The sequence below is a fragment of the Caulobacter radicis genome (assembly GCF_003094615.1).
Lineage (GTDB): Bacteria > Pseudomonadota > Alphaproteobacteria > Caulobacterales > Caulobacteraceae > Caulobacter > Caulobacter radicis.
Map to the genome: position 1 here is coordinate 73149 of NZ_QDKO01000037.1, position 24623 is coordinate 97771.

18 protein-coding genes are annotated in these 24623 nt (G+C 70.1%); 15 read left to right on the plus strand and 3 right to left on the minus strand.

The window, feature by feature from the left end; all coding sequences use genetic code 11:
• The first annotated feature begins 83 nt into the window (after positions 1-83).
• From DDF62_RS20285 to DDF62_RS20330, 10 genes are all read left to right on the plus strand, one after another.
• Positions 84-3062 (plus strand): TonB-dependent receptor, encoded by a 2979-nt coding sequence (locus tag DDF62_RS20285; RefSeq protein ID WP_116490781.1) that lies wholly within the window; start codon positions 84-86, stop codon positions 3060-3062.
• 114 nt (positions 3063-3176) lie between these two features.
• Positions 3177-3941 carry a Slam-dependent surface lipoprotein gene (locus tag DDF62_RS20290; protein WP_116490782.1) on the plus strand — a complete coding sequence of 255 codons (765 nt, stop codon included), beginning with the start codon at positions 3177-3179 and terminating at the stop codon, positions 3939-3941.
• Positions 3942-3988: 47 nt separating this feature from the next.
• A complete protein-coding gene (locus tag DDF62_RS20295; RefSeq protein ID WP_116490783.1) occupies positions 3989-5485 on the plus strand; it encodes a surface lipoprotein assembly modifier in 1497 nt (498 codons plus the stop codon).
• Positions 5485-6261, plus strand: coding sequence for an energy transducer TonB (locus DDF62_RS26520; protein ID WP_208866909.1), 777 nt, complete (start codon positions 5485-5487; stop codon positions 6259-6261). Before DDF62_RS20295 ends, DDF62_RS26520 begins: the two co-directional genes overlap by 1 nt.
• 141 nt (positions 6262-6402) lie before the next feature.
• Entirely contained in the window at positions 6403-7029 is a 627-nt protein-coding gene (locus tag DDF62_RS20305) for a DUF4129 domain-containing protein (RefSeq protein WP_116490784.1), read from the plus strand.
• Positions 7026-8255 carry a hypothetical protein gene (locus tag DDF62_RS20310; RefSeq protein ID WP_244286890.1) on the plus strand — a complete coding sequence of 410 codons (1230 nt, stop codon included), beginning with the start codon at positions 7026-7028 and terminating at the stop codon, positions 8253-8255. The genes DDF62_RS20305 and DDF62_RS20310 overlap by 4 nt, the downstream gene beginning before the upstream one ends.
• Positions 8242-9198 carry an AAA family ATPase gene (locus tag DDF62_RS20315; protein ID WP_425267067.1) on the plus strand — a complete coding sequence of 319 codons (957 nt, stop codon included), beginning with the start codon at positions 8242-8244 and terminating at the stop codon, positions 9196-9198. Before DDF62_RS20310 ends, DDF62_RS20315 begins: the two co-directional genes overlap by 14 nt.
• Positions 9195-10508, plus strand: coding sequence for a DUF58 domain-containing protein (locus DDF62_RS20320; RefSeq protein ID WP_116490787.1), 1314 nt, complete (start codon positions 9195-9197; stop codon positions 10506-10508). The genes DDF62_RS20315 and DDF62_RS20320 overlap by 4 nt, the downstream gene beginning before the upstream one ends.
• Positions 10505-11512 carry a stage II sporulation protein M gene (locus DDF62_RS20325; protein ID WP_116490788.1) on the plus strand — a complete coding sequence of 336 codons (1008 nt, stop codon included), beginning with the start codon at positions 10505-10507 and terminating at the stop codon, positions 11510-11512. The genes DDF62_RS20320 and DDF62_RS20325 overlap by 4 nt, the downstream gene beginning before the upstream one ends.
• The gene (locus DDF62_RS20330) at positions 11509-12396 is read left to right on the plus strand and encodes an RDD family protein (protein ID WP_116490789.1); all 888 of its coding nucleotides are present in this window, start codon (positions 11509-11511) and stop codon (positions 12394-12396) included. The genes DDF62_RS20325 and DDF62_RS20330 overlap by 4 nt, the downstream gene beginning before the upstream one ends.
• A gap of 8 nt (positions 12397-12404) precedes the next feature.
• On the opposite strand, the gene DDF62_RS20335 is transcribed toward DDF62_RS20330, so the two are convergent.
• From DDF62_RS20335 to DDF62_RS20345, 3 genes are read right to left on the minus strand one after another with little or no spacing between them, the layout of a single operon-like run.
• Positions 12405-13856, minus strand: coding sequence for an N-acyl-D-amino-acid deacylase family protein (locus DDF62_RS20335; RefSeq protein ID WP_116490825.1), 1452 nt, complete (start codon positions 13854-13856; stop codon positions 12405-12407).
• Positions 13857-13883: 27 nt separating this feature from the next.
• The gene (locus DDF62_RS20340; RefSeq protein WP_116490790.1) at positions 13884-15167 is read right to left on the minus strand and encodes a type III PLP-dependent enzyme domain-containing protein; all 1284 of its coding nucleotides are present in this window, start codon (positions 15165-15167) and stop codon (positions 13884-13886) included.
• A gap of 5 nt (positions 15168-15172) precedes the next feature.
• Positions 15173-15562, minus strand: coding sequence for a RidA family protein (locus tag DDF62_RS20345; RefSeq protein WP_058347523.1), 390 nt, complete (start codon positions 15560-15562; stop codon positions 15173-15175).
• A 183-nt stretch (positions 15563-15745) separates the two neighbouring features.
• Between DDF62_RS20345 and DDF62_RS20350 the strand changes: the two genes are divergently transcribed.
• The 5 genes from DDF62_RS20350 (at position 15746) to DDF62_RS20370 (ending at position 24623) form a co-directional block, all read left to right on the plus strand.
• A complete protein-coding gene (locus DDF62_RS20350) occupies positions 15746-16684 on the plus strand; it encodes a MurR/RpiR family transcriptional regulator (protein ID WP_116490791.1) in 939 nt (312 codons plus the stop codon).
• 535 nt (positions 16685-17219) lie between these two features.
• Positions 17220-20141 (plus strand): TonB-dependent receptor domain-containing protein, encoded by a 2922-nt coding sequence (locus DDF62_RS20355; RefSeq protein ID WP_244286891.1) that lies wholly within the window; start codon positions 17220-17222, stop codon positions 20139-20141.
• 219 nt (positions 20142-20360) lie between these two features.
• Entirely contained in the window at positions 20361-21692 is a 1332-nt protein-coding gene (locus DDF62_RS20360; RefSeq protein ID WP_165832320.1) for a GntP family permease, read from the plus strand.
• Positions 21685-22308: a DUF1349 domain-containing protein gene (locus DDF62_RS20365; protein ID WP_165832321.1), complete on the plus strand. Its 624-nt coding sequence runs from the start codon at positions 21685-21687 to the stop codon at positions 22306-22308. The genes DDF62_RS20360 and DDF62_RS20365 overlap by 8 nt, the downstream gene beginning before the upstream one ends.
• Positions 22309-22331: 23 nt before the next feature.
• Positions 22332-24623: a beta-N-acetylhexosaminidase gene (locus tag DDF62_RS20370; protein ID WP_116490794.1), complete on the plus strand. Its 2292-nt coding sequence runs from the start codon at positions 22332-22334 to the stop codon at positions 24621-24623.

The following is a 24623-nucleotide window of genomic DNA, read 5'->3' on the forward strand; positions in this document are numbered from 1 at the left end:
CGGGTTTCGTCTCTCCATCATAAGATGCAATTGAGTGTCGCTCGCAATAATGAGCGACCCACGAGACGAGACCGACCACCGACATGACGACGCCTGTTACCCGCCCCGGCCTGCTTCCTCGTATCCGCCGGCTGTCGTTGTGCCTGGCCCTGGCATCGGCCAGCCCGCTGGCCCTGGGCGCGCTGCCCGCCGCCGCCCAGGAAAGCGCGGCCTTCTCGGTCGACATTCCGGCCCAGCCGCTGCCCCAGGCGCTGAGCCAGTTCTCGCTGCAGACCAGGGTCCAGATCGTCTACGCCGTCGAGGCGCCGTATGGCCGCCGCGCCCCCGCCGTGCGCGGCCGCTTCAGCCAGGGCGAGATCCTGTCGCGCCTGCTGGCCGGCAGCGGCGTCACCTGGCGCGAGGTGCGCCCCGGCGTCGTCACGCTTGAAGCCGCCCCCAGCGCCAAGGGAGCGGTCGTCACCGACGCCCTGCGGGTCGAGGGCGCGACCGGCGGCGGCGAGGCGCTCAGCGCCCGCGACGCTCTAGGCTATGACGGCGTCTACGACCTGGACGGCGCCTCCACCTATGCCGGTAAGGCGCAGGTCGAGCGCTACAAGGGCGTCAGCCCCGCCGATGTGCTCAAGGGCATGGTCGGGGTGTTCAGCGGCGACGCCCGCAACAGCGGCGCGCTCGACCCAAGCGTCCGCGGCGTCGAAGGGCCCGGCCGCGTGCCGGTGATCATCGACGGCGGCGAGCAAGCCCTGACCGTCTGGCGCGGCTACAACGGCGCCAACAACAGAAGCTACATCGATCCCAGCCTGGTCGGCGGGGTGCAGGTGCTGAAGGGGCCGTCCCTGACGGCGGGCGTCCACACCTCCGTCGGCGGGGCGGTGGTCATCGACACCCTCTCGCCGCGCGACATCCTGCGCGAGGGCGAGCGCTACGGCGCCGAGGTCCGCATCGAGGGCGGCAACAACTCCACAAAGCCGCGCCTGCCGACCCTGCTGACCGGCCAGGATTACCGCAACGTGCCGGGCTTTCCCGGCTCGACCGGAACCACTGGCTTTCCCAACAGCCCGTACAACGATCCCTACGTGCAGGTGACGCCGCGCACCTCGGGTGACAACGACACCGTCTCGTTCGGCGACCGGGCCGCACGGCTGGCCATCGCGGGGCGCAGCGACGACTTCGAATGGCTGGCCGCCTACGCCTGGCGCGAGCGCGGCAACTACTTCGCCGGCGAGAGCGAGGCTGACTACTACAGGCAGACCAGCCTGCCGACGCCGTCCGGCCCGCAGGACCTGATCAAGCGCCTGGCCTTCAACTACCAGCCCGGCAACGAGGTCCCCAACACCTCCAGCGAGATGAGTTCGTGGCTGGGCAAGCTGGTCTGGAAGATCAGCGATGCTCAGCAGCTGAAGTTCGGCGTGCGCGACACCGTCTCGACCTATGGCGAGGTGATGCCCTCGCGGATCATCTCGGTCGGCAACAACGGCATGGGCAAGGTGCAGTGGCCGCTCAGCGAGGTCCACGCCACCGCCTGGAACGTCGATTACCGGCTCAAGCCCGGCGGTCGCTGGGTGGACCTGAAGACTTCGGTCTGGCTGACCCGCACCAACAGCCACACCTACAGCGCCGGCGGCTTCCCCAACTGGGCCCAGAACGCCGCCAACCCGATCATCAAGAACACCGCGCTGGCCAACGCCAAGAACGATCGCTACGGCCTGTCGGCCAGCAACAAGATGCGCCTGGCGCCGACCCTCGACCTGGTGGTCGCCGGCGACTGGCAGCACGAGAAGCTGACCTCGCCCGACGTCTGGGGCGGTACGTTCGACGGCTGGCGCCAGTACCCCCGGGCCGGCCGGCGCGAGGAATACAACGTCCACGCCAATCTCGAATGGCGGCCGGTCAGCGAGCTGACCCTGACCGCCGGCGCTCGCTACTCGCACTACTGGGCGTTCGACGACTTCCTGGCCGAGCAGCTGGCCAAGGGCGTGGTGTTCACCAACTACGTCTTCACCGACGGCTCGGTGCTGTACCGCACCCTGGTCAACGGCCGCACGGTCAACAACCGCATCGCCTGGGAGCGCGACAGCACCGGCAAGTTCACCCGCGCCACCAACCCCTGCGTCAACGGCTTCCTCAATAGCGTGGCCAACGCCACCGGCTATTGCGTGGCGTCGCTGAACCAGGCGCCGGTCACCGCCGTCAGCCGCACCCAGCGCGGCGACGGCTGGACGCCCGCGGTCTCGGCGACCTTCAACTTCACGCCCAACGCCCGGGCCTATGCTCGCTATGCCGAAGCCTACCGCTTCCCCAGCCTGTTCGAGAGCACGGTGGGCTTCTCGGCCGCCATCGACCCGACCCGGCCCTTGAAGCCGGAGCACGCCCGCACCTGGGAGGTCGCCTACATCCACGACCTGTCGGCGCTGCTGTCGCTGCCGGAAGGCCAGCGCGCCGACGTCAGGCTGACCTGGTTCCGCAACCGCACCAGCAACGTCATCGAGCGCGGCACGCAGCTGCAGCTGTCCAACATGGAAAAGCAGATCATCGAGGGGATCGAGCTCCAGGCCCGCTACGACAACGGCCGCCTGTTCGCCGACTTTTCCGCCGCCCACAACTTCAAGAACAAGGTCTGCGACCGCCAGCAGGCGATCCTGAAGGCGCCCAACACCGGCATCGTGCCCGACTGCGTGAACTTCGGCTTCGTCGGCGGCTACCTGCTGACCCAGGCCACGCCCGAGAACTCGGCCAACCTGAACCTCGGCGCCCGCTTCCTCGAGCGCCGGCTCGAGGTCGGCGTGCGCGGCGTCTACTACAGCGGCTACGACAATCCCGAGCTCGACCGCTTCATCGGCGGGGCCACCGCCACCCGCGTCGACGGCTGGGCGCTGAACACGCCCTACCTGTGGGACGACATCGTCACGGTCGACGCCTACGCCAACTTCAAGCTCAACGAGAAGGTCCGGTTCGAGCTGGTCGGGACCAATCTCAACGACCGCTACTACACCGATCCCCTGACCCGCACGGCCCAGCCGGCCCCCGGGCGCACGCTGAAGCTCAGCATGACCGCCCGCTACTGACCCCCAATTCACGGCTTTCGGCGCGTCGGCTCCCTACCGACGCGGCGGACGCCGCTGGATGAGCCCGGGCCTCCATCGAAGAGGCCCATTCAACTAAGCATCGGAGAAGACGAGATGTCCCGTTCGACCTTCAAGACGCTGATCCTGGCCTCGATCGCCGCCGCCGCCCTGACGGGCGTCGCCCATGCCGGCATCGTCGGCGAGTCCACCGACGAAACCCACCTGAAGGTGGGCGCCAGCGTGATCAACGCGGGTCCGCACACCGCCGGCAAGGCCGGCGTGGCCGTCGCCTCGATCGGTCTGTCGGCCTATGTCGACTTCCAGGGCCTTTCGGCCTCGGCCCCGCCGTCGGGCGGCGTCAGCACGATCAACAACCCGTCGACCGCGCCGGGCAGCCACAACGGCATGGGCGTGTTCAACTTCGCCAAGGTCAGCACCGGCGACTTCTGGTTCGGCGAGTGGTCCGACACCGCCAACGCCAATGACGGCACCCACACCGTCTACTACGTCGGCGACGACACCGGCGCGACCGCCGGCTCGGGCACGGCCAGCTACACCGTGAAGGGCCTCAGCGACTACGCCACCAACGGCATCCTGGAAGGGACCTTCAACGCCGACTTCACCGCCGGCACGCTGGGCGGCTACGTCCAGAGCGCCTCGACCGGCTACAAGGTCGACATCGGCTCGGTGGGCATCTCGGGCCTGAACATCGCCAGCACCACGGCCAACGCCACGGCCACGCAAGGGACCTCCACCCTGGCCTCGGGCGGCGAAGTCAGCGGCAAGTTCTTCGGCGCCAACGCCGCGGCCCTGGCCGGTCTGGTCACCTTCGGCGGCAACAGCGTCTACGACACCGCCTTCGGCGGCACGAAGAACTGAGGATGCGAGGGGCGGGGGCCGGCTGGCCCTCGCCCCAAGCCCTTACGATGAGCAGGTCGTCCGTTCCCAAGCGTTTTCCGCTCCGCGCCGCCGCCGGCTGCGCGGCTTTCGTCGTTCTGGCCCTGGCCGGCGCCGCCCGCGCCCAGGTCGACGACGACACCCGCCTGCGCCTCGACCAGGACCTGTCGCGCCGCGCCGCCGAGCGCGAGGCCAGGACGCGGCAGGAGACCGCCCCCGACGTGCTGGTCATCGACGGCCAGGCCTATACCGTGGGCCCGGGCGCCGACGACGTCGGCAAGGCTCTCTACCTTTCCCTTTCTCGCCGCCAGTGGACCGACGCCCGCCGCTTTCTGAAGGCCTATCTGGCCTTGCCCGAGCGCGACCCGATGCTGGTCTGCTACGCGCAAGGGCAACTGGCGCGGCAGGACGGCGACCTGCGCGCGGCCGAACGCAGCTACCGTCAGCTTCTCGTCCTGCAACCCGGCTTCATGCCGGGACGGATCGAGCTGGCCCGCGTGCTGTTCGAGGACCAGCGCGACCGCGAGGCCGAGGCGGCCTTCCGCGCCGTCCTGGCCGACATGCCCAATGACGACGCCCGGGCCGTCGGCGTGCGCCGCACCGTCGAGAGCTTCCTGGCGGCCCTGAAGCGCCGCCGCTCCTGGACCGGCCAAGTCGCGCTGGGTCCGGGCTGGAACTCCAACATCAATCAGGCCTCGGGCAGCTATGCCTGCCTGCTGCCGGGACCGGAGGGGATCTGCTTCTTCGACCGCAAGACGCCCGACCCGCTGGGCGCGGCGACGGTCAGCTTCGAGACCGTGCTCAATCGCCGCCTGCCGCTGCGGGGCTCCGGCGGTCTGACCTTCCGCGGCATGGCCTATGGCGAGCTCTATCCGGAGGAGGGTCGCTACAACCAGGCCACCTTCGTCGCCCAGGCCGGGTTCGACTACCGCACCGCGCGGCTGGCGTTTGGCGTCGCGCCGTCGCTGGATGTCGGAACCATGGGCGCCGAGCGGCTGTACGAGGCACCCGGTCTGCACGCCGAGGTCAGCCGCACGCTCGGCGCCTCGACCCTGGTCAAGCTGGAGGGCGACTACAAGGCCATGCGCTACAGCCGGACCGCGTTCGCCGCGCTGGACGGCGACCAGGCGTCGCTGTTCCTGACCGCCTGGCGCGGCCTCGCCGGCGGATGGACGGTGTTTGGCGGCATGGACTTGCTCGACAAGGACGCCGATCGCGCGGTCAACGCCTATCGCCAGGCCGGCCTGCGGCTGGGGGCCGCGACGCCGACGATGAAGGGCTTCAACGGAACTCTGTTCGCCTCGGCCCGGCGCAAGCGCTGGGACGCCGTCAACGAGACGCTGGAGGCGCGCCGCCGCGACGACGAGCAGTCCTTCACCGCCATCCTGCGCGCGCCGCGCTGGAAGACGCCCGGTGGCTTCACGCCCAGCCTGACCTTGCAGTACGCCAAGGTGGCCAGCAGCATCGACTGGTTGTTCTCCTACGAGAAGACGGCCGCCAGCCTGAAGCTGGAGCGGGTGTTCTGATGTTGCAGGCCCTGCCCATGACGGTGCTGGAAATCCCGTACGAGCCGCTCGCGGCCGCCGGCCGAAAGCGCCGCTGGAGCCTTGCGCTGTCCGGAGCGGTGGTGCTGCACGTGGCCCTGCTGCTGGGCGCCTATCTGAAGCTCGCCCGGCCCGAGATGCCTCAGGCCGCGCCGATCGAGGCGATCGCCGTGGAGTTCGCCGTCGAGCCGGTCGCGCCGCCGCGTCCCAAGGACGAGCGCCCGCCCGGGCCGGAGGCCAAGCCCAGTCCGGCCGCCGTCGCCGCGCCGGCGCCGCCCAAGGCCATCGACCGGCCGCCCGATCCGCGCGGCGTCCTGCCGCCCCAGCAGCGATCCGTCGCCCAGGCGGTGGAGGCGGACGCCTCGGCGCGGGCCTCGACGCCGCGCGAGGCTTCGGCGCCGCCCGCCGTGCCGGCGCCCCCCGCGCCGGTCATGGCCGCGCCGCGCACCTCGGCCGCCGCCGCCCGCGACGCGGCGGTCAGCTGGCGCGGCCTGATCCTGGGACGTTTGAAGGCCTACAAGCGTTACCCGCGCCGCGCCCAGAGCGCGGGGCAGGAGGGCGTGGTCCACGTCGCCTTCATGGTCGACCGGACGGGCAGGGTGCTGGGCGCGAGGATCGCCAAGGGTTCGGGCTATCCGCTGCTGGACGAGGAGGCCCTGGCCACGGTCCGCCGGGCCTCGCCCATGCCGCCGCCGCCCGACGACGTGGCGGGCGATCCCGTCGAGGTGCTCGTGCCCGTGGAGTTCTTCGTCGGCTGAGCGCGAGGGCAGGGGCGCCTGACCGGTCGATTGTCACCGGTTACGGCTAGCCAAGACCGCGTCACGCTGTAGAGTTGAGTCGAGTGTTCGCGGCTGGGCCTGGTCTTGGTCGCGAAGGGGGCGAATGCGGGTTTCCGGCGCGTGACAGTTTCGAGAGGGGCGTCGGACGACGCGGTCGTCGCGGCGCACGCACGGCTGGCGAAGGACGCCGGTTTCCAGTTCGACCAGGCGGTCTTCGTACCGCCCAAGATCCCCGAGTGGCTGCGCTACGTCGGCAAGTTCCTCGAATTCATCGCGCCCTATCTGAAGTGGGTGTTCTGGATCGGCGTGACCGTGCTGGTGCTGCTGATCCTCTACGCCATCGTTCGTGAACTGCTGCGCATCTGGGCGCCGGCGCCGCGGGCGATCAAGCCGCTGGTGGTCGCCGAGGCCGGCTGGCGTCCCGACGCGGCCGACGCGCGCGATCTGCTGGCCGCCGCCGACGAACTGGCCGCCAAGGGCCTCTTCGTCGAGGCCGCCCACCTGATCCTGCTGCGCAGCGTGCAGGACATCGAGAAGCGCCGTCCCCGATCGGTGAAGATCTCGCTGACCGCGCGTGAGATCGCCGCTCTGCCCGCCATTCCCGACTCCGCCCGAGGGGCCTTCGTCGGCATCGCCCGCCTCGTCGAGCGGGGCCTGTTCGGCGGCCGCCCGGTCGGCGCCCAGGACTTCGCCGAATGCCGCGCGGCCTATGAGGCCTTCGCCCTGCCTGACGGATGGCGCGGATGAGCGCTTCCCAATCCTCGGGCAAGTCTTCAGGCATGTTCTCGCCGATGACCATGCTGGTGCTGGTCCTGGTCGGCGTCGTTTCGTTCAGCGGCCTGGCCGTGCTGTCGGCCTACGCGCCCGAACTGCGCAAGGGCGACGACGGCGGCGGTCACGCCCTGTCGCGCTCGTCCGTCGGCTTCGGCGGCATCTCGCGCCTACTCAGCCTGATGGGCGAGCCGGTGCTGACCAGCCGCGGCGACCTGCCGCTTTCGGCCGAGGAAGGGCTGCTGGTCCTGACGCCGTCGGCGGGCATGTCGCCCGTGCCGCTCGAGCGCAACGACCATATCGGCCCGACCCTGGTCGTGCTGCCCAAGTGGGACGTCCGGCCCGACGCCAAGCATCGCGGCTGGGTCACCACCTTCGGCGCCAACAATCCCGCCCAGGCGCTGGAGCTGCTGCCGCCGAAGCTGCGCAAGGATCTCAAGCTGAACGCGGCCAAGGGCAAGCGCACGGTGCGCCTGCGTCGGCCGTCCGGTGAGGCGTTCGGCGCGCCGGTGGCCATCACGGGTTCGCGCACGCTGGCGGGGCCGGGCTGGACGCCGGTGCTGCTCGACCAGGACGGCGGCGTGGTGATGGCCATGCGCGACGACAGCTGGACCTATGTCCTGGCCGATCCCGACTATCTCAACACCCAGGGCCTGAAGACCGCCGGCGGCGCCCGCACGGCCGTGGCCATGCTGAACCTGATCCGCGACGACGGCTCGCCGGTGGTGTTCGACGTCACCCTGCACGGCTTCAAGCGCACGCGCAGCCTGATGCGCCTGGTGGTCGAGCCGCCGCTGCTGGGGGCGACCCTGGTCGCCGTGGCCCTGGCCCTGCTGGCGGGCGCCCAGGCCTTCGCGCGCTTTGGCCCGCCGCTGCGTTCGCGCCGGGCGGTGGCCCTGGGCAAGACGGCGCTGGCCGACAACACCGCGGGCCTGGTGCGCCTGGCGCGTCGCGAGCATCGCATGGCCAAGCTCTACGCCCGGCTCATCCAGGCCTCGGCCGCCCGCGCCATCGGCGCGCCGCGCGGCCTCGACGGCCAGGACCTCGTCGACTTTCTCGATCGCGTCAGCCGCACCGTCGGCGCGACCCACACCTATTCGGCGCTGGCCGATCGGGCGCTGACGGCCTCGCCGTCCGACCTGATGGCCGTGGCGCGCGATCTCCATATCTGGAAGCAGGAGCTCATCCGTGGACGTCAGTGAAGTCGGGGCGCTCGCCGCGCGGATCCGCTCGGAGATCGGCAAGGCCGTCGTGGGCCAGGACGACGCCGTCAACCTGCTGCTGACGGCGCTGTTCGCCGGCGGCCACGTGCTGCTGGAAGGCCCGCCCGGAACGGCCAAGACCCTGCTGGCCCAGAGCTTCGCCCGCACCGTCGCGTTGGATTACGGCCGCATCCAGTTCACGCCCGACCTGATGCCGGGCGACGTCATCGGCGCCAACCTGTTCAACTTCCAGACCTCGACCTTCAGTCTGACGCGCGGTCCGGTGTTCTGCGAGCTGCTGCTGGCCGACGAGATCAACCGCACCCCGCCCAAGACCCAGGCCGCCTTGCTGGAAGCCATGCAGGAGCGCCAGGTCACCATCGACGGCAAGTCGCACCCGCTCAGCCCGCGCTTCACCGTGGTCGCCACCCAGAACCCGATCGAGCAGCAGGGCACCTATCCGCTGCCTGAAGCCCAGCTGGACCGCTTCTTGTTCAAGCATGTGCTCGACTACCCCAGCGCCCAGCAGGAGCGGTCGATCATCGTCGGCCACGGCTCGCGCACGGGCCAGATGGATCCCAAGAGCTTCGGCGTCGAGGCCGTGGCCGAGCGCGCGGCGATCGACGCGGCCATCGACACCGTGGCCAAGGTCCGCCTGACCGACGAGGTCGTCGGCTACATCGTCGACCTGGTGCGGGCCACCCGCGAGTCCACCGACATCGAGACCGGCGCCAGCCCGCGCGCCGGCGCCATGCTGGCCGTGGCCGCCCGGGCCCGCGCCGCGCTGGACGGCCGCGACTACGTGATCCCCGACGATGTGAAGTCCCTGGCCGCGCCGGCCCTGCGCCACCGCCTGATCCTCTCGGCCGCCGCCGAGATCGAGGGGCGCAAGGTCGACCACGTGCTCTCGGGCCTGGTCGAGCGGGTGGCGGCTCCCCGGTGATCTATCCCACGCGCCGCGCCGTCGTCGCCGTCGCCGCCGGGATCCCGGCGGCGCTGGTCGTCGGCGTGCTCGCGCCGGCCGGCTGGCTGGCCGGACCGATCTGGATCGGCGTCATGCTGCTGGCCATGGCGGCCGACGCGCTGTCGGGCGGCTCGCGCTCGCGCCTGGCCCTGGACGAGCCGCAGCGACCGTTCCTGTCGGTGGCCCGCACCGCCCCCATCGCCTTCACCACGCGCTTCGGCAAGGGGCCGGTTCCCGGCCGCGCCGAGGCCGCGCTGGACGCCGACGACCGCCTGGGCCTGCAACCGCGCTTCGCCCGCGGCGAGGTCGAGGGGCGCGCGGCCACCTTCGACTTCTCCCTGACGCCCGAGCGGCGCGGGGAGGGCCGGCTGCACCGCCTTTGGGTGCGCTGGACCGGCCCGCTGGGCCTGGTCTGGAAGCAGCAGGCCTTCGTACTCGACATCGAGGCGCCGGCCGGCACCGACCTGCAAGGCGTGCGCGAGGAGGCCGTGCGGATGCTGGCCCGCGACGCCCTGATCGGCAGCAAGACCCAGGTCGACCGCGGCGAGGGCTCCGAGTTCGAGGCGCTGAAGGAGTTCCAGACCGGCATGGACCCGCGCGCCATCGACTGGAAGCAGTCGGCGCGGCACCTGCACCTGCTGGCCAAGGAGTTCCGCACCGAGCGCAACCACCACATCGTCATGGCCATCGATGGCGGCCGGGCCATGTGCGAGCCGGTCGGCGGCGCGCCCAAGGTCGATCGGGCCATAAACGCCGGCCTGCTGCTGGCCTATGCCTGCCTGCGCGCCGGCGACCGGGCGGGGTTCTATTCGTTCGACTCCGCGCCGCGGCTGCTGACCGGCGTGGTCAGCGGGCTGGACGCCTTCCGCCAGCTGCAGCACGCCGCCGGCCGCATCGACTATTCCGCCGAGGAGACCAACTACACCCTGGCGCTCAACACCTTGGCGGCCAAGCTGGGCCGGCGCTCGCTGGTGGTGGTGTTCACCGACTTCACCGATCCCACAGCCGCCGAGCTGATGATCGACGCCAGCGCCCATCTGCTGCGCCGCCACCTGGTGCTGTTCGTGGTCATGCAGGACGAGGAGCTGGAGGCCATGGTCGACGCCGAGCCGTTCGAGCCGGCCGACATCTCGCGCGCCGTCGTCTCGGCCGGCCTGCTGCGCGAGCGCGAGGCCGTGGTCGCCCGGCTGCGCCGCATGGGCGCGCACATCGTCGAGGCCCCGGCCGCCCGCATCGGCCCGGCCCTGATCAACACCTATGTCGACCTCAAGCGGAGGGACCTCCTGTGATCGACGTCAAGGTCGACGGCCGCCTGAAGAGCCAGCGCTTCCGCCAGGAGCGCGAGGCCGACTGGAAACGCCTGGAACGGCTGATGGAGAAGGTCGAGAAGGGCTCGATGGCCAGCCTCTCCGAGGAGGAGATCCTGGCCGCGCCGGTGCTCTATCGCTCGGCCCTGTCGTCGCTGTCGGTGGCCCGCGCCACTTCGCTCGACCGAGGCATGATCGACTATCTGGAGATGCTCTGCGCCCGGGCCTATTTCTTCGTCTACGGCTCGCGCGAGACCCTGCGCAGCCAGCTTGGCGCCTTCTTCGCCGGCGGCTGGCCGGCGGCGGTGCGCGGCCTGTGGCGCGAGACCCTGGTCAGTGTCGGGCTGATGGTGATCGGCGCCCTGGTCGGCGCCTGGCTCTTTGGTCAGGACGCCGAGTGGTACTACGCCTTCATGCCCCGGGAGATGACCGGCGGACGCGATCCGGCCGCGACCACCGAGATGCTCCGCTCCACGCTGGACGGCGCCAAGTCGGGCAGCGGCCTTTCGATGTTCGCCACCTTCCTGTTCACCCACAACGCCCAGGTGGCGCTGCTGGCGTTCGCTTTGGGTTTCGCGCTGTGCGTGCCGACGGCGATGCTGGTGATCTACAACGGCGTGATGCTGGGGGTGTTCTTCGCGCTGTTCGCCAGCCGGGGTCTGGGCGTCGAGGCCGGCGGCTGGCTGGCGATCCACGGGGTGACCGAGATCTTCGCCGTCTGCCTGGCGGGCGCGGCCGGCCTGAAGATCGGCTGGACCGTGGCCTTCCCCGGCGAGCGCAGCCGCCTGGACGCGGCGGCCGAGGCCGGCCGCCACGCCGCCACCGTCATGGGCGGCGTGGTGGTCATGCTGTTCTTCGCCGGCCTGCTGGAGGGCTTTGGCCGCCAGCTGATCGTCTGGACCCCGGCCCGTTACGGCGTGGCGGCGTTCACGGCCCTGATCTGGGGCCTATACTTCTACGCCCCGCGCCGGAGGGCCAGCGCATGAGCGAGGCCTCGACGCTCAAGCTGACGCGGGCCTTCGTCACGCCCGAGGGCGTCGACCTGCGCCTGCAACTGGCCGACGCCAGCCAGCGCGCCGGCGCCTTCCTGGTGGACGCGGCGATCATGCTGGCCGTGCTCATCGTCGCCTCGATCCTGATCGGCCTGATCGGCGTCGGCGCCCTGGCGGCCGCCGGCCTGAAGGGGGCGGAAGTCATCGCCGTGCTGTGGCTGCTCGGCTTCTTCCTGCTGCGCAATTTCTACTTCGTGGGCTTCGAGCTCAGCGCCGCGGCCGCCACGCCGGGCAAGCGGGCCATGGGCATCCGCGTCGCCGCCCGCGATGGCGGTCGCCTGCGCCCCGGCGCGATCTTCGCCCGCAACGCTATGCGCGAGCTGGAGATCTTCATTCCGATCAGCATGCTGTTCGCCCCGGCCGGGGTCGAAGGCGGCGGCGTCGAGGGCTGGATGTACCTGCTGGGCATCACCTGGGCGGGGGTGTTCGTGCTGTTTCCGCTGTTCAACAAGGACCGGCTGCGGGCCGGCGACCTGATCGGCGGCACCTGGGTCGTGCGCGCGCCCAAGCGAAAGCTGATGCGCGACATGGCAGACGAGGGGGCCGAGCGCCTGCGGCGCTACGCCTTCACCCAGGAGCAGATCGACGCCTACGGCGCCAAGGAGCTTCACGTGCTCGAGGACGTGCTGCGCGAGCGCGATCGCAAGACGATGCGCGCCGTGGCCGACCGCATCGCCGGCAAGGTCGGCTGGACGCGCCTGGCGGAGGAAGACGACTACGACTTCCTCAGCGCCTACTACGCGGCCCTGCGCAAGCGGCTGGAGGCGCGCCTGCTGATGGGCGTGCGGCGCCGCGACAAGCACGACACCGCGCGCTGAGGCCTTGATCAGGCTGCCGAGCGCAGGAAGCGGCCCGCTCGCTGGCCGACCACTTCGCCGTCGCTCCAGGCCAGGGCGCCGTTGACGAAGACGTGCTCCACGCCCTTGGCCGGACGCGTCGGCGCCTCGTAGGTGGCCTGGTCGATGATCGCCTCGGCGTCGAACACCGTCAGGTCGGCCTTCATGCCCGCGGCCACCCGGCCGCGGCCGGCCAGGCGGAAGGTGTCGGCGGCCAGGCCCGTCATCTTGTGCACGGCCGCTTCCAGGCTGATCAGCTTCTGGTCGCGGGCGTAGTGGCCCAGCACGCGGGGGAACGCGCCCCACAGGCGCGGGTGCGGGCGCTTGTCGTGCGGCAGGCCGTCCGAGCCGACCATGCAGCAGGGGTGAGCCAGGATCGAGCGCATGTCGGCCTCGGCCATCTGGAAGTAGCTGGCGCCGCCGGGCATCAGCCGCTCGGCGGCCTCCGGCTGCGACAGGCCCCAGTCGGCGGCGATCGCCGCCAGGGTGCGGCCGGCCATCTCCGGATGCGGCTCTGACCAGTTGACCAGGATCTCGACCTCGCCGTCGGCCAGGTCGGGGCGGATGATCGTCGAGCCGGCGGTGTAGGGATAGCAGTCCAGGTGCACCGGCTGGCTCTGGCGGGTCTGGTCGATCAGGCCCAGGGTCTCGGCCGCTCGGCCCCAGTTGCGCACGCCGGCGCACTTGTGGTGCGACAGGATCAGCGGCGCGCCGCTGGGCGCGGCCACGGCGAAGGCCTCCTGCAGGGCCTCGATGATGCCCTCGCGCTCGTCGCGGATATGGGCGGTGTAGACGCCGCCGGCCTGCGCCACCGTGCGGGCCAGCGCCTGAAGCTCTTCCATGTCGGCCGCCCAGGCCGGGGCGTAGAACACGCCCGAACTCATGCCCAGGGCGCCTTCGGACAGGGCGTCGCGCAGCAGGGCGTCCATCGCCTCGCGCTCGGCCGCCGTGGCGGGACGCTCCAGGTCGTCCATGCAGAGCACGCGCAGGGTGGAGTGCCCGACCAGGGCCGCCACGTTGACGCGCGGGCTGGCCGCCTCGATGGCGCGGCGATAGTCGGCGAAGGCGGCGTAGGCGAAATCCTCGCGCGCCCCCAGCAGGTTGAAGGGCTCGGCCACGGCCTCGTGGAAGCGCAGCATCGGGGCCGAGATCCCGCAGTTGCCCGCCACCACCGTCGTCACGCCCTGGCTGATCTTGGGCAGCATGTCGGGCTGGGTGATGCAGACGAGGTCGTCGTGGGTGTGCACGTCGATGAAGCCCGGCGCCACCACCAGGCCCGAGACGTCGATCACCTGCGCCATGCCCGTCGGCAGCGAGGCGCCCACGGCCACGATGGTGTCGCCGGCCAGGGCCACGTCGGCGACGAAGGCCGCGCCGCCGCTTCCGTCGATGACCGTGCCGCCCTTCAGGACGATGTCGGCGGCGGGGAGGGGGCTTGCCATGGTCGGACTGCTCAAGGAACGCTCACTTCAGAAAAAGGTCTTCAGGCCGCCCAGCACGCCGTAGGTCTCGTCGACCTCCAGCAGCACCGACCACTTGTCGAAGGTCGTGCACGGGTGGGAGATCTCGAAGCCGAGCAGGTCGCCGACCGCCAGGTCGGCGTCGGGGGCGATGGTGAGGAAGCCGTGCTGGTCGGCCAGCTTGGCCGTGACGATCCCGTCGACGCCCTGCGCCCGCTCGTGCAGGCCGGGGCGGAACCAGCGGCGGGCCGTCGGCAGGTGGATGTCGAACGAGACGTCGCGCTTGCCCATCATGACGATGGCCATGTCCGGCTGCGGGCGCGAGATCACCCGGGTCCAGACCTCCAGCGCGGGCCGCAGCCGGGGCGGGACGCCGACGGCCTCGCGGGCGTCCATGCGGCTCAGTAGTTCGCGATAGAAGCCGCTGTCGTGGGTGACGTAGCAGCCGCTGCGCAGCACGATCGTCGCGCCCGGCGTCTCGCCGGCCAGGGCGCGGGCGACCAGGTCGTAATAGGCCGAGCCGCCGGCGGTCAGCACCATCTCGTCGGGGGCGTAGAGCCCTTCGGCGCGCAGGGCGTGGTGCAGGCCGATCAGGCCGTCGAGATAGGCGTCGACCTCGACGGCGTCGCGCACGGCGTGGTCGCTGAAGACCAGGCCCTCGTAACCCTCGACGCCGTGCAGTTCGACGCCCGGCAGGGCGTGGATCAGGCGGCCCAGCGCCAGGCCCTCGTCAGCCGATCGTACGCCGCAGCGGCCGTCGGCCATGCCCAGCTCGATCAGCAGTCTTGCGGGCGGCGCCTCGGGCGCGGCGGCGAAGATTTCGGAGATGGCGCGCACGCCGGCCTCGCCGTCGACCAGCACATAGACCGGGCGGTCGGGCGCCTTGGTCGTCAGGTCGCGAAGGCACTCGATCTCGGCGCGGCCGACCAGCTGGTTGGCCAGGATCAGGCGCGGCGCGCCGATCTCGTGGCACAGCTTCAGCTGGGTCATGGTCGCCGCCGTCAGGCCCCAGGCGCCGCCCTCGATCTGCCGCGCCAGCAGTTGTGGGCACATGGTGGTCTTGGCGTGAGGGGCGAGCCTGGCGCCCGCCGCGTCGACATAGGCCTGCATGACCGACAGATTGTTGTCGATCGCGGCGCGCTTCAGCACCGCGGCCGGCATCGGGATGTCGCCGCCGAGCAGCGAGAGGCCGCGTCCGGAGAAGTCTCCGAGCGTGCGCACCGAGCCGTCCAGCGGCACGGCCTTGGTTCCGGGCGCGAGGACCAGCGCGTCGAGATCGGCGGGCGACAGCATCGGCGTCAGGCCTGCGGAACCAGGGCGATGACTTCGATCTCGACCTTGCAGTCGACCATCATCGGCGACTGCACGCAGGCGCGGGCCGGCAGGGCGTCGCCGAAATAGCTGTTATAGACGCGGTTGAAGGCGTGGAAGTCGCGGGCGTCGTCCAGCCAGACATTGGCCTTGACCACGTCCTTCAGGGTGCAGCCGGCCTTGGCCAGGATGCCGACGATGTTCTCGATGACCTTGTGGGTCTGGGGCACGACGCCGCCGTCGACCAGCACGCCGTTCTCGTCCATCGGCACCTGGCCCGAGACGAAGACGAAGCCGTTGGCGACCGTGGCCTGGCAGAAGGGCAGGGCGTTGCCGCCGGTGCCCGTGGTGGCCGCGCCGATGCGTTGGATGGACACGAAATTCTCCTGACTCAAGGTCGAGTTCCGATGCTCAGGAGCCATGCCGGATGTAGCGGTGTCAACGAAAATGTAGCAAAACTATCATTCTTGATGCTGGTGGGGCGGCGGCCTTGATTGCGGCGCGACATCGTTGTCGGTATCAGTCGTCGGGCGCGCGCCGTTTGGTGAAGGGACCGGGGGATGAGTCAGTCTGAAAACGCCGTCGACGACGGCGACATCCTTCCGCGCATCGAGGCGATGATGGAGGCGATGACGCGCTCGGATCTCAAGATCGCCAAGCTGATCCTGAAGTCGCCGCACGAGTTCGTCCGCGCCAGCGTCAAATCGGTGGCGACCGACCTGGGGGTCAGCGAGCCGACGGTCCTGCGCTTTTGCCGCACGGTCGGCTGCGAGGGCTTCAAGGACCTGAAGTTCCGCCTGATCCAGGAGCTGGCCCACGCCCAGGCCGTCACCGACCAGCGCGAGCGGGCGGCCCGTCCGGCGCCGGCGCGGCCCGAGCCTCAGGCGCCTCTGGGCGCCGACGCGGCGGTCGCCGACCGATTGTTCGACACCATCATCGACGCCCTGGGGCGCACGCGCGAGACCTTGAACGAGAAGGACTTGCAGGTCGCCGCCCTGGCCATCGCCAAGGCCGCGCGCGTGGTGATCTACGGCATCGGCGGCAGCTCGGCCGCCTTGGCCAGCGAGATCCACAACCGCCTGTTCCGCCTCGACGTGCCGGCCATGGTGTTCACCGACGGCTACGCCCAGCGCATGTCGGCCGCGATCCTGTCGCCGGGCGACGTGGCCTTGTTCCTGTCGTCCACCGGTCGCCCGCGTGAACTGCAGGAAAGCATGGAGCTGGCCAAGCATTACAAGGCGACCTGCATCGCCATCACCGACGCGGATTCGCCATTGGGGCGCGACGCCGACGTCTGCCTGCATGTGGGTCTGTCGCCGTCGGGCGTCGAGGAGTTCCAGCCCAACCCGATGCGCTTCGCCCAGTTGTTCGTCATCGACCGGCTGGCCTACGCCGTGGCCGTGTCGTTGGGCGAGCGGGCGCACCAGATGCTGCGTCGGGCTCGCGGCAGTGTCGCCTGGCTGCACGGAATTGCGCCCCAGCAGCCCATCGGCGACTGAGGCTTCAGCCGGTCGAGCGGTTGCTGGAGCGGCTCTTCTGGCCGCCGGGGCGTCATATGCTTGGGTGGGGCGGCATATCGCCTATTCCCGCGCTTGGAATTCGATCTTTTCTTGATAGCGGTCTCATGCGCTCCGCGTGTGCGGCAGGGGCTGCTCGCGTCGCCTTGATAGCGCATCTTTCATCGGCGCCGCATTTGTGGGCGCCGCCTTGTGCGCTGAAAAACAAGGGCTTTTTCTGGTGTGTGGCGCTCTCCTTAGGCAATCGTTTTATGATTGCTACATAAATGAATGTTTTGTGATTGACGTTATATAGGGCCTGTGACAATCCTTCCTGCGTCCTCAAGAGGGCGGGAATTGAAGGCGGTGGCCCGGTTCGCAACAGTATCCGAGCCTAATTGTCCGACATTCAAAAATATAAAGAACATCCCTGCCTTCGTGGGGAAGTAATAACATTTATCTGGAGTCGGGTTCAGTGAGCGCCAACAGTGCGCCCGGGCTCGTGCTCCTTGAGCAAGGGGGCTGGAAGTTGTTGAAATTGAATCGCCGAACCTATGCCGGCACGGTCTCGGCTCTGGCGCTGTTGTCCTGGGGGGCGATGGCCCACGCGGCTCAGCAAGCCGAAGCGTCCGCCGCCGAAGGCGACGCCACCGTCTCGGAAGTCGTGGTCACCGGTTCTCGCATCGCCTCGCGCGGCTTCACCCAGCCGACGCCGACCACCACCGTCACCGCCGAGGACCTGGAAAAGGCCTCGCAGCCCAACGTCTTCCAGGCCATCGTCCAGATGCCGGCCCTGCAGGGCAGCACCGGCAAGACCGTCTTCGTCAACAGCACCAGCAGCGGCATGCAGGGCCTGAGCTCGTTCAGCCTGCGCGGCCTTGGGCCCATCCGCACCCTGACCCTGCTGGACGGCCAGCGCGTCACCCCCGCCAACATCAACGGCGTCTCCGACGTCAGCCAGTTTCCGCAACTGCTGATCAAGCAGGTCGACGTGGTCACCGGCGGCGCTTCGGCCTCGTACGGCTCGGACGCCATCGGCGGCGTGGTCAATTTCGTCACCGACAAGACCTTCGAGGGCTTCAAGGCCCGCCTCGAAGGCGGCGAAAGCAAGTACCGCGACAACGACACCTTCGTGGCCCAGGCCGCGTTCGGCGACGCCTTCATGGACGACCGTCTGCGGGTCATCGGCAGCGTCGAATACAGCCGCGAGGCCGGCGTCCTGGCCGGCGGTTTCGGAGAGCAGCAGGCCGGCGGCCGTGACTGGTACGAAACCCCCGCCATCCAGGTGCGTCCCCTGGCCTCGACCACCGACGGCCGGCCGCAGTATCGCGTCATCAAGGGCGCCCAGCAGATCCAGTACGCCAAGTACGGCCTGATCACGAACGGCCCGCTGCAAGGCATCGCCTTCGGTCCGGGCGGCGCGCCCTACCAGTTCCAGTACGGTTCGGGCGGCACGCCCAACGGCGCCGGCGGCGTCACCGGCTGCTTCGCCCCGTTCTGCGTCGGCGGCGACCTGTCGGGCGGCATCGGCGCCTCGCCGACCCTGGCCGCGCGCCTCAAGCGCAAGGTCGCCTACGGCCGCGTCAGCTACAAGTGGGGCGACGACGACGAGATCTACCTGACCACCAACTTCGCCCAGGTGAACTCGCTCAACCAGCCCAACGTCGGCGCCGAGCGCACGGGCCTGACCATCCAGTGCGAGAACCCGTTCGTGCCGGCCGCCATCCGCTCGGCCTGCGTCAGCAACAACATCACCAGCTTCCAGATGGGCACCAGCAACGGCGCCTTCGGTCCCATCGACGTCAACGTCAAGCGCGAGCAGGAACGCTTCGTGCTGGGCGCGACCGGCAGCCGCGAGGTGCTGGGCACGTCGTGGAGCTATGACGCCTACTACGCCTATGGCGTCAACCGCATCAGCATCGACGTCGACAACATCACCCTGACGCCGCGCTACAACGCCGCCATCGACGCCATCGCCGGCCCGAACGGCACGGTGATCTGCCGCGATCCGATCGCCCGCGCCGCCGGCTGCGTGCCGCTGAACATCATCGGCAATGTCGCCCAGGACCCGGCCGCCCTGGCCTATGTCATGCCCAAGAACGGGCCGCGCCAGCGCTCCAAGCAGAACGAGTCCGTCGCCGCCTTCAACGTCACCGGCGAGCCCTTCCAGTCGTGGGCCGGCCCGGTGGCCATCGCCGCCGGCCTGGAATGGCGCGAGGAAAAGTACCGCACCATCGGCGACCCCTATGGCGACGGCGCGACGGCCGACAACGGCTACACCGACGACTACAAGGCCGATCCGCTGCTGCGCACGGCGGGCAACAACTGGTACGCCGGCAACTATCACGGCGGCCACGGCTCCTACAGCGTCACCGAAGGCTATCTCGAAGCCAACGTGCCGGTGCTGCAGTCCGAAACCCTCGGCGAGGCCAACATCAACGGCGCGGTCCGCCAGACCAAGTACAGCACCTCGGGCAACGTCACGACGTGGAAGCTGGGCGGCGTCTGGAAGACTCCGGTCCAGGGCCTGCGCCTGCGGGCGGTCACCTCGCGCGACATCCGCGCCCCGAACCTGGGCGAGCTGTTCGCGCCGCCGGTGGTGACCAACGCCACCGTCCTCTATCGCGGCACGGCGGTGAACGTCCTCCAGGAGATCGTCGGCAACAGCAACCTGCGTCCGGAAATCGCCCGCAACACCGAGGTCGGCGTCGTCCTGGCCGAGCCGGCCTGGCTGCCGGGCTTCAGCTTCTCGGCCGACTATTTCGACATCAAGGTCGACGGCGCCATCAACTCGCTGGCCGCCCAGGACCTGGTCGACCTGTGCGTCGCCGGCAACCAGGAGATCTGCGGGGCGATGCTGCTGACCAGCACCCAGCCCAACACCAACTTCGTGCGGGTGCAGGCCTTCAACGTCGCCACCATGCGCACCAAGGGCGTCGACCTCGAGGCGATCTACCGCAAGAACCTGGAAGACTGGGGCCTGCCGGGCACGCTGTCGATCCGGGCCCTGGCCACCCACGTCATGAGCTTCAAGACCACCTCGGGCGTGCTCGGCACGATCCCGGTCGAGAGCGCCGGCGTGAACCTGTCCAACACCCCTGACTGGAAGGCCACCTTCAGCCAGACCTGGGCGCTCGATCGCCTCAGCCTGACCCTCTACCAGCGCTGGATCAGCGACGGCGTCTACAACAACGAATACATCGAGTGCCAGACCAACTGCCCGGTCTCGACCGTGCAGCGCCGCACCATCGACAACAACCACATGGAGGGGGCGACCTACGTCGACCTCGGCGGCACCTACGACGTCAACGACAACGTCACCGCCTACTTCAAGGTCGACAACCTGTTCGACGAGGATCCGGTCGCCGCGCCGACCACCAACGTCAGCCCGGGCGTCAACCCCTACCTCTACGACACCATCGGTCGGATGTACCGCGCGGGCGTGCGCCTGCGGTTCTGATCGCCGTGCTCGGGCGCGCTTCTGCGAGCGCGCCCACCACCGGCCGCGAAGCCACTCCCTCCCCGGTAAGCGGCCGGGCCTCAGCCCCAAGGCGGATCCCCTGCCTTGTCCGGCTTTAGATTCCCCGGCGCCACGTCGAACCCCACGGCGCCGGGGAATCGCTCTTTCCTTCCACCCGCGGAGCGAAACGTCGTCCGCGGGGCTTAGGGTGGTCCGACCATGATAGTGCTCGCCGTCGTCGCGCTGATCGCGCTGCTGGTCGTGCTGATCGCCTGGGGCAAGGTTCCGCCGTTCCTGGCCTTCCTGGTCGTGGCGCTGGGCGGCGCGGTGCTGTTCGGCATGCCGCTGGCCCAGATCCCCAAGTCGCTGGAGAAGGGCGTTGGCGACATGCTCGGCGGCCTGGTGGCCATCATATGCCTGGGGGCCATGTTCGGCCGCGCCATCGCCGACAGCGGCGCCGCCCAGAGCATCGCCCGAGCCCTGATCGGCGCCGTCGGCCTGCGCTTCATCCTGCTGGCCATGGCCATGACCGGCCTGATCGTCGGCATCCCGCTGTTCTACAGCGTCGGCTTCGTGGTCATGATCCCGCTGATCTTCTCGATCGCCAAGCGGGCCGACCTGCCGCCGGTCTATGTGGGCCTGCCGCTGCTGTCGGGCCTGTCGGTGGCCCATGGCTACCTGCCGCCGCACCCGTCGCCGGCCGCCCTCGTCACCCTGTTCGGCGCCGACACGGGCCTGACCCTCGGCTACGGCCTGATCGTCAGCATCGCCGCCCTGATGGTCGGCGGCCCGCTGCTGACCCTGGTGCTCAAGCGCGTCAACCTGCTGCCGCTGGGCGGCCCGGCCGCGGACTCGCCCTTCGCCGCCGACGAGGCCCCGGACGCCAAGCCGCCCGGGCCGATCAACAGCTTCACGACCGCGCTGCTGCCGGTGGTGCTGATCGCCGCCACCACGGCGCTGCTGGTCGCCTTCAGGAACCCGTCGCCGACCCACGACCTGATCGGCTTCGTCGGCCACCCCGCCGTGGTCCTGACCCTTTGCCTGATCTACGCCACCTTCAGCCTGGGCGTGCTGCGCGGGATCGGCGTCCCCGTGCAGATGCAGCGCTATGGCGACGCCCTCAAGGACGTGGCCTCGATCCTGCTGATCCTGGCAGGGGCGGGGGCCCTGAAGCAGGTGTTCGTCGACAGCGGCGTCAGCGCCACGCTCGGCGGCTGGCTCGGCTCGCTGCCGCTGCATCCGCTGGTGCTGGGCTGGCTGATCGCCATGGTCATCCGCGTCGCGCTCGGCTCGGCCACCATCGCGGGCCTTACCGCCGCGGGCCTGATCCAGCCGGTCATGGCCACCACCGGCGTCGACCCCAACCTGATGGTCCTGGCCATCGGCGCCGGCAGCCTGATGTTCTCGCACGTCAACGACCCGGGCTTCTGGCTGTTCAAGGAGTATTTCGGCCTGTCGCTGAAGGAGACCCTGCTGTCGTGGACGGTGATGGAAAGCGTCGTCGGCGTCGTCGGCCTGATCTGCGTGCTGGGGCTCAGCCTTGTTGTCTGATCGCCTCATCCATCGTCGCGGAGTCCTGGCCGGAGCGGCCGCCGTCGTCGCCACGCCCGCCCTGGCCCGCGCCGCCGACGGCTGGTCCTGGCTGAACACGCCCGACACCTGGGCCTGGAAGGGCGACGCCCTGGCCTGCGACGCCAGGGCCGGAACCGATTTCTGGCGGCGCACCGCTGGCGGCCCGCTGATCGACAACGGCCACTTCTGGTTCCGCCGCCAGTCCGGCGACTTCGAGATGACCGCCGTGCTGGCGGGCGACTACGCCGCCGACGCCGACCAGACCGGCCTGATGCTGCGCCTTGGTCCCGACCTCTGGATGAAGACCGGCGTCGAGCGGCTGGGCGGCGAGCTGCACTCGGCCACCGTCTTCACCCGCGACTGGTCGGACGGCTCGTCGCTCGTGATCCCCACCGCGCCGTCCGTGCGGGTCAAGCTGCGGCGCTCGGGCCAGACCCTGTTCTGCGCTCACGCCGTGGGGGAGGGCGCCTTCGTGGACACCCGCCTTGGCCACCTGCCGATGCCGGACGCTGTGGACCTCGGCGTCATGGCCGCCTCGCCGGCCGGCAAGGGCTTCGCGGCCCGGATTTCAAACATAACGATCAAGAGCCTCTGAAAAGAGGCCGCTGGGAGCTGACCATGCCTTTCACCCTTCGACCCGCCCTGGCCGCCGTCGCGCTTGCCGCCGTGCTGCCCGCGCCGGCCCTGGCCGCCCAGGCCTTCGCCGTGACCCCGGCCCCGGCCAAGATCGCGCCGGCGCAAGGTGCTCTGACCCTGCGCGCCGGCGACGCCGTCTGGGTCGCGCCGGGCGACGCCGAGGCGCGGGCCGCGGCCCAGTGGCTGGTCGACACCCTGGCGGCCACGCGCGGCGTGCGCCTGGCGATCAAGGAAGGCGCGCCGACCGGCTCGGGCGGCGTCGTGCTGTCGCGCGGCGGTCCGGCGGGCGAGGCCTACGCCCTCGACGTCTCGTCCCAGCGCGCCGAAATCCGGGCCAAGGACAAGGCGGGCCTGTTCTATGGCGCGGTGTCGCTGTGGCAGCTGGCCGGTCAGGAGAAGGCCGGCGCGCCGGTGCGCGTCCAGGCCGTGCGCATCGAGGACGCCCCGCGCTTTTCCTGGCGCGGCCTGATGCTGGACAGCACGCGCCACTACCAGAGCCTGCCGACGATCAAGCGGATCATCGACGGCATGGCCAGCCTCAAGCTCAACACGCTGCACTGGCACCTGACCGACGACCAGGGCTGGCGCCTGGAGATCAAGAAATACCCCAACCTCACCGACCACGGCGCCTGGCGGCGTCCGGCCGGGGCGGCGGGCTACAAGGCTTCCGGCGAGGAAGTCCGCTACGGCGGCTTCTACACCCAGGATCAGGCGCGCGAGATCGTCGCCTACGCGGCCGCCCGCAACATCGTCGTCGTGCCCGAGATCGAGATGCCCGGCCACGCCCAGGCGGCGATCTCCAGCTATCCGCAGCTGGGCACGCGCCCGGCCGCCGACCGGGTGATGGCCGACTGGGGCGTCTATCCCGACATCTTCAACGTCGACGATGCGACCTTCGCCTTCCTGGAGGACGTGCTCGACGAGGTGATGGCGATCTTCCCGTCGGAATACATCCATGTCGGCGGCGACGAGGCGCTGAAGGCCCAGTGGGAAGCCAGCCCCAAGATCCAGGCCCGCATGAAGGAACTGGGCCTGGCCGACGAGCACGCCCTGCAGAGCTACTTCATCCAGCGCATCGAAAAGCACCTCAACGCCAAGGGCCGCCGCCTGGTCGGCTGGGACGAGATCCTCGAGGGCGGTCTGGCGCCCAACGCCACGGTGATGTCTTGGCGCGGGCTGGAAGGCGCCGTCGCCGCCGCCAGGCAGGGCCACGACACGGTGCTGGCGCCGGGGCCGGTGCTCTATTTCGACCATCGCCAGAGCACCTCGCCCGACGAGCCGCCCGGCCGCGGCAAGCTTTCGACGCTGAAGACCGTCTACGCCTTCGACGCCGAGCCGTCAGAGCTGACGCCCGAGCAGCACAAGCACGTGCTGGGCATGCAGGCCACGATGTTCAGCGAGCACATCCGCACCGACGAGCGGGCGGTGACCATGCTGTTCCCGCGCCTGGCGGCCCTGGCCGAAAACGCCTGGACACCGCGCGACAAGCAGGGCTGGGCCGGCTTCGAGGATCGCCTGCCGGCGACGCTCGGCCGCCTGTCCGACCTGGGCCTGGCCTACGACACGGTGCCGTTCGAGCCGCAGGCCGCGTTCGACTGGCCCAAGGGCGGCGAGATCGGCGCCAGCCTCGACACCGGCCTGCAGGTCGGTGAGGTGCGCTACACCACCGACGGTTCCGAGCCGACCGCCGCCTCGCCGCGCTACGCCGCGCCGCTGAAGCTGCGCGCCGGGGCGCAGCTGAAGGCCCGCACCTTCCAGGGCAAGCATCCGCTGGGCCGCGTACGCGCCTGGAACGTTACGGCCGATACGGCCCTGACGCGCCGTTCGCACCAGCTGACCCGCTGCACCGAGGGCCTGATCCTCAATCTCGAGGACGATGGCGCCAACGATAAGGGCGAGCGCGCCACCTTCCTGCTCGACATCCTCAACCCGTGCTGGATCTGGAAGGACGCCGACCTTTCGGCGGGCGCCAGGCTGACGGTCACGGTCGGCCAGCTGCCGTTCAACTTCCAGCTCGGCAACAAGCTGGAGCCGCTGCCGGTGCGTCCGCCGTCGCGGCCCGAGGGCGAGCTGGAGGTGCGTTTCGGCTGCAAGGGGCCGCGCCTGGCCACCGTGCCGCTGACGCAGGCGGCCAAGAACTCGGCCCTGACCGAGATCGTCGTCGACGCCCCGCCGCGCGGCAAGGGCGACATCTGCTTCACCTTCGCCAGCAAGGCCATCGAGCCGATGTGGGCCGTGCACAGCGTGCGGATCACGCCGGGCGTCGACAAATAG

Excerpts from the sequence above, each read along its gene's own strand:
- DDF62_RS20285 (WP_116490781.1), top strand. The coding sequence starts at position 84 with ATGACGACGCCTGTTACCCGCCCCGGCCTGCTTCCTCGTATCCGCCGG.
- DDF62_RS20290 (WP_116490782.1), top strand. The coding sequence starts at position 3,177 with ATGTCCCGTTCGACCTTCAAGACGCTGATCCTGGCCTCGATCGCCGCC.
- DDF62_RS20295 (WP_116490783.1), top strand. The coding sequence starts at position 3,989 with ATGAGCAGGTCGTCCGTTCCCAAGCGTTTTCCGCTCCGCGCCGCCGCC.
- DDF62_RS26520 (WP_208866909.1), top strand. The coding sequence starts at position 5,485 with ATGTTGCAGGCCCTGCCCATGACGGTGCTGGAAATCCCGTACGAGCCG.
- DDF62_RS20310 (WP_244286890.1), top strand. The coding sequence starts at position 7,026 with ATGAGCGCTTCCCAATCCTCGGGCAAGTCTTCAGGCATGTTCTCGCCG.
- DDF62_RS20330 (WP_116490789.1), top strand. The coding sequence starts at position 11,509 with ATGAGCGAGGCCTCGACGCTCAAGCTGACGCGGGCCTTCGTCACGCCC.
- DDF62_RS20335 (WP_116490825.1), bottom strand. The coding sequence starts at position 13,856 with ATGGCAAGCCCCCTCCCCGCCGCCGACATCGTCCTGAAGGGCGGCACG.
- DDF62_RS20340 (WP_116490790.1), bottom strand. The coding sequence starts at position 15,167 with ATGCTGTCGCCCGCCGATCTCGACGCGCTGGTCCTCGCGCCCGGAACC.
- DDF62_RS20350 (WP_116490791.1), top strand. The coding sequence starts at position 15,746 with ATGAGTCAGTCTGAAAACGCCGTCGACGACGGCGACATCCTTCCGCGC.
- DDF62_RS20360 (WP_165832320.1), top strand. The coding sequence starts at position 20,361 with ATGATAGTGCTCGCCGTCGTCGCGCTGATCGCGCTGCTGGTCGTGCTG.
- DDF62_RS20370 (WP_116490794.1), top strand. The coding sequence starts at position 22,332 with ATGCCTTTCACCCTTCGACCCGCCCTGGCCGCCGTCGCGCTTGCCGCC.